This is a genomic window from Mailhella sp. (genome assembly GCF_057866825.1).
The window spans coordinates 4284-9166 of record NZ_DBMAHT010000079.1; the positions used below are offsets into that span (position 1 = coordinate 4284).

General features: G+C 63.2%; 2 protein-coding genes. One reads left to right on the forward strand and one right to left on the reverse strand.

Features of this window, described 5'->3' with window-relative positions:
• A partial coding sequence (locus ACZM96_RS07760; RefSeq protein WP_489488362.1) for a TRAP transporter large permease occupies positions 1-1601 on the forward strand: 1601 nt, incomplete at its 5' end.
• A 1104-nt stretch (positions 1602-2705) separates the two neighbouring features.
• Here the strand turns inward: ACZM96_RS07760 and ACZM96_RS07765 are convergent.
• Positions 2706-4241 carry a Na+/H+ antiporter NhaC family protein gene (locus tag ACZM96_RS07765; RefSeq protein ID WP_346664901.1) on the reverse strand — a complete coding sequence of 512 codons (1536 nt, stop codon included), beginning with the start codon at positions 4239-4241 and terminating at the stop codon, positions 2706-2708.
• Between the last annotated feature and the right edge of the window lie 642 nt (positions 4242-4883).

Here is a 4883-nt window from a genome sequence, read left to right on the forward strand (position 1 = left end):
TGCTTGCCGTGGTCACCACCTTCTGGTCCGTGACCACCGTGGGTGTGTGCCTCGCCGCCATGATGCGCTACGCGAGCACCTGCGAACTCTATTCCCCCACCCTCAACCTGCCCGTGGCGCCCTTCGTGTGGTTTGCCTCCGCAGGATGCCTGCTCCTGCTGCTCACCCTCGTTCACGACTTCTTCGCCGCCATCCTCAAGGCTCACGACAACTACGGCTCCGCCGCCACACTGCTCGCCCTCGTCATCGCCTTCGCCTCCACCGCCGCCTTCGTATGGTTCGCCATGCACAGAATGCGCGGCGTTTCCAGCGTGGTGCTCGGCGTATGGGGCTGCGCGTTCATGTTCTTCCTCTTCTTCTCGGGCATGCCCGTGGCCTACGCCCTCATGGCTTCGGCCGCCGTGTTCATCTCCAACATGCGCGGAACCATGGCCGCTTGGAACATGCTCGGGCAGTTCTGGTACAACACCGTGGCCAGCTACGACTGGTCGCCCCTCATGTTCTTCCTGCTCATGGGCTACGTCTGCTTCCAGGGACAGTTCGGTCAGGATCTCTACCGCGCCGCACGCTCCTGGATGGGACACTGGCGCGGCGGCCTCGCCACCGGCAGCGTGTGCGCCTGCACCGCCTTCGGCGCCGTGGTCGGCGACTCCCTCGCCGGCAGCGTGGCCATGTCGGCCATAGCCCTGCCCGAAATGCGCAAGAGCCACTACGACGACGCCCTCGCCATCGGATGCCTCGCCTGTTCCGGCACCATCGGCAGCCTCATTCCGCCTTCCACCACCTTCATCCTCTACGGCGTGCTCGCCGAACAGTCCATCGGCGAACTCTTCATTGCCGGCGTCATTCCCGGACTTCTGTGCATGTTCTGCTTCATCGGCGTCATCGTGGTATGGGCCCGCATCAATCCCGCGGCCGCGCCCGCATCGCCCCGCGTCTCCCGCCTCGAAGCCGTCACCTCCCTGCGCTCCGCCCTGCCCATCATGGCCATCTTCATTCTGGTCATCGGCGGCATCTACGGCGGCATCTTCACCGCCACCGAAGGCGGCGGCGTGGGCGTGTTCGGCATGCTGGCCCTGGCCTACGCCCTGCGCCGCATGACCACCAAGAAGCTCTCCTCCGCCCTCAACGACGCCGGAAAGTTCACCGCCATGTGCTTCGCCCTGCTCGCCGGCGCCAACCTGCTCGGCAACTTCATGACCCTGAGCCGCATCCCCATGGTGCTCGCCAACGCCATCGCCGCCCTCGACATCGCTCCCATGCTCGTCATGGTGGCCATCATCGTGGTGCTCTGCTTCCTCGGATGCTTCATCCCCGCCATTCCGCTCGTACTCATCTGCGTGCCCATCTTCGTGCCCATCGCCAAGGTGTTCGGCTGGAACCTCGTGTGGTTCGGCGTCATTTCCACGCTGGTCAAGAACATGGCCTGCATCACCCCGCCTTTCGGCATCAACCTCTTCGTCATGAAGGGCATTGCCGACGTGCCCATCGGCCTCATGTACAAGGCTTCGCTTCCCTACGTGGTGGGCCTGTTCGTGTGCGTCGGCCTCATCGTGGCCTTCCCGCAGCTCAGCCTGTGGCTGCCTTCCATGATGCACTGATTTTCCAAAAAACACTCCTTGAAGCAACCACTCCCCCGGTTCGCGCACGAAAAAAAGCCGCTGCGCGAACCGCCCCCCAGGCCCTCCCCACCGGAGGGCCTGCCTGCGTCCGGAGCCGGGAACGCCGACCCGGGTTCCGGGAACGCGGAACCTGATGCCGGGAACGGTGCCCCGATTCCACAGCGCCGCGCCCGCTGCGGACGAGGCGCGTCCGCATGAGGAATGCCACACCCCGAAGAAGAAAACAGGCAGACAAAAAAGCCGTGTCCGATGCCAAGAAGGCACGGCCTGGCGCAGACATTGAAAACGCCGCGTCCGAGTCCAAAGCGCCGAATCTGATTCCAGAGACGGGCATCCGATGCCGATGAGGCCGCGCCCAGGCACAGGTAACGCCGAATCCGATGCCAATGAGGCCGGAACAGACACGAGAGGCGTCGCGGCATGAGTCCACAGATCCGCAAAGAGCCGGAGCTCTTCCGCTGCGCGTATTCTTTCCGCGTCACACGGAAGACGACGGGGCAGGGCCGGGGGGGGCCGGAATCTTCGACAACGACCGCCTGCGCCCGGCAAAATGCCGAGCAAGCCGCCCCGCTGCTGCCTTTGCCCGAAAACGACAGTGCAAAAAAAAAATGCGAACCGCAGCGGACGGCGGCCCGCAAAACGACGCGCAGGGCCAGGCCTTCCAGCCGTGGACGGCTCCTTGCGCAAACGGGCGTGCCGCGGAGCGCCGCGCCGATTTTCTTCCGGTCACCGCCTTCCCCGCCCCGCTGATGTTTTCACCTCGTCCGCACGCATCCTTCGCCCTTCCCGGCCGCTGATCTCCAAACCGCTGCTCCACAGCCGCCGTTCCTCGGCTTCCGGTTCAGGGCCGAAGATTCAAGGGGGCGCACTCCCTTTTCCCCGCCTACTGCGGACAGACACTCCCGGCCCCCGGACAGCTCGCCGCCCGGCAAAGAACCGCTGCCGGAAAGCTCTCCCGGGCCATCCTCCCCCGGAAACGAAAAATCCCCGTGCGGAGTCGCCTCCGACGGGGATAATTTCAACGCTTATCGAGGTTCGCACCGACTGCACGCACGGCCCGGCGCAAACGCCGCTGCGTCAGAATCAGGCAGAAGCCTCCCTTCTGTTGTGCAGCACGTTGAGCAGCAGCAGGAAGATCACCAGCAGCGCGCCGCTCACGAGCAGGCAGATCCAGGGACTCGAGCTCACGAAGCCCGCCACCAGATAGCCCACCGCGCTGCATCCCGCGGCGAGAAGCGCGTAGGGAAGCTGCGTGGACACGTGTTCAATGTGGCTGCACCCCGCGCCCGCGCTGGACAGAATGGTGGTGTCGGAAATGGGCGAGCAGTGATCGCCGAACACGCTGCCCGCCAGCGTGGCGGAAAGCGCCACCACGAGCAGATCGGGGCAGATGGCCTGCGCCACGGGAACCACCAGCGGAATGAGAATGCCGAAGGAGCCCCAGGCCGTGCCGGTGGAGAAGCTGAGGAAACCGGCAATCACGAAGATGAGGAAGGGAAGCATGCCGCCCACCATGTTGCCGCTCGTGACCAGCGATTCCACGAACTTGTTGGTCTGAAGCATGTCCTGGCAGACGCCGCTGATGCCCCAGGCGAGCACCAGAATGAGGTTGGCGGTGAGCATGGCCTTCATGCCTTCCACCGCACCGTGCATGAATTCGGAAAGGCTCATCAGGCGACGGGGCACGTAAAGCAGCAGCGCCACCACCAGGCCGCCGAAGGAAGCCCACACCAGCGCAGGCGACGCGTTGCAGTTGCCGAGCGCGGCGCGGAATTCGTGATAGGCCGGATCGGAACCCCAGTAGCCGCCGCTGTACATCATGGCGAGCACGGCGAACACGATAAGGCTGCCTATGGGAATGAGCATGTCGAACACATGGCCGTTCTTGGTTTCGAGGCCTATTTCGGACTTCTGCGCCATGACGCCGAGATCGCCGTGTTCGGCGCGCTTTTCCGCCGCGCGCATGGGACCGAAATCCCACTTGAAGAGGCAGAGCAGCACCACCAGCGTGAGGGAAAGCAGCGAATAGAAATTATACGGAATGGCCGCAATGAAGGCTGCAATTTCGCTCTCAAACGCGCCGGTGGACTTCAGATTGCTGCCCACGGCCGCGGCCCAGCTGGAAATGGGCGCAATGATGCACACGGGCGCGGCCGTGGCGTCGATGATGTAGGCCAGCTTGGCGCGGGAAATCTTGTAGGTGTCGGTGACGGGCTTCATCACGGTGCCCACGGTGAGGCAGTTGAAATAGTCGTCGATGAAGATGAGGCCGCCGAGGCCGCAGGTGGAAAGCATGGCCGTGCGGCGACTCTTGATGCGCGACGTGGCCCAGCGACCGTAGGCGCGGGAGCCGCCCGCCATGGAAATGACGTACACCAGCGCGCCGAGCGCGGAGCAGAACATCACGATGTCGAAGTTGAGACGCTTGCCCATGATGGCAAAGGCCGACTCGATGGTGTTCATGATCACGAAATCGGCTCCGGTGCCCACGGAATAGATGAACGTGCCGGTCAAGATGCCTATGAGCAGAGAAGAAATAACTTCCTTGGTAATGAGCGCAAGCACAATGGCCGTGACGGGAGGCAGAAGCGACATCCAGCCAGCATAATAAGGTTCCATAAATCCCCCACAGAAAGCTAGGCGCTCCCCGAAGGAAGCGCAACACATACCGCGCGCCCGCGTCACGCTCCATGACAGGGCCGCGCCTCGGGCCGCGAACGCAACAACGCTCGCGCTCCCGCAAGACACTCTTCACATTCTGACGAGACTATCAGATTATACAACGCTCTTCAACAGTTTTTCCAGACGAGTCCGGGTAGGCAAAACATCGCCTTGCGCTGAGTCCCGCACTTTCCGCAGAGCTTCAACATTGTTGCCGAATTCTGCGATGCGCGCCTGCTTTTCTACCCCGTCCGCCGGTGGAAACCGACGCAGAGGGCCGCCGCCCGGAAAGAATATCCTCATCGTCACCCTCTTCCCTGCCCGCGCGGAGGACTGATTGTGGGCGGCGAAAGCGTGGCGGCGCAGCCTCTCTCTTGTCCGCGCGCAAAAATAACGCAGCACCTCTCTGCCTGCATGCGGTTTTTCCCCCCCTTCCCGCCGGCATGGAGGAAGAGAATTTCCGAGAGACCTTTCCTTTTCAGCGCAGAAGAAGGCACCGCCGGGAACCGCCCGGAGGCAATCTTTGGGGGCTTGCCCTTGCGCTCGCGAAGAAAAGTCACTTCCAGAAGCTCGACCTTTTCGTGGGCACCTCTTTCCCTT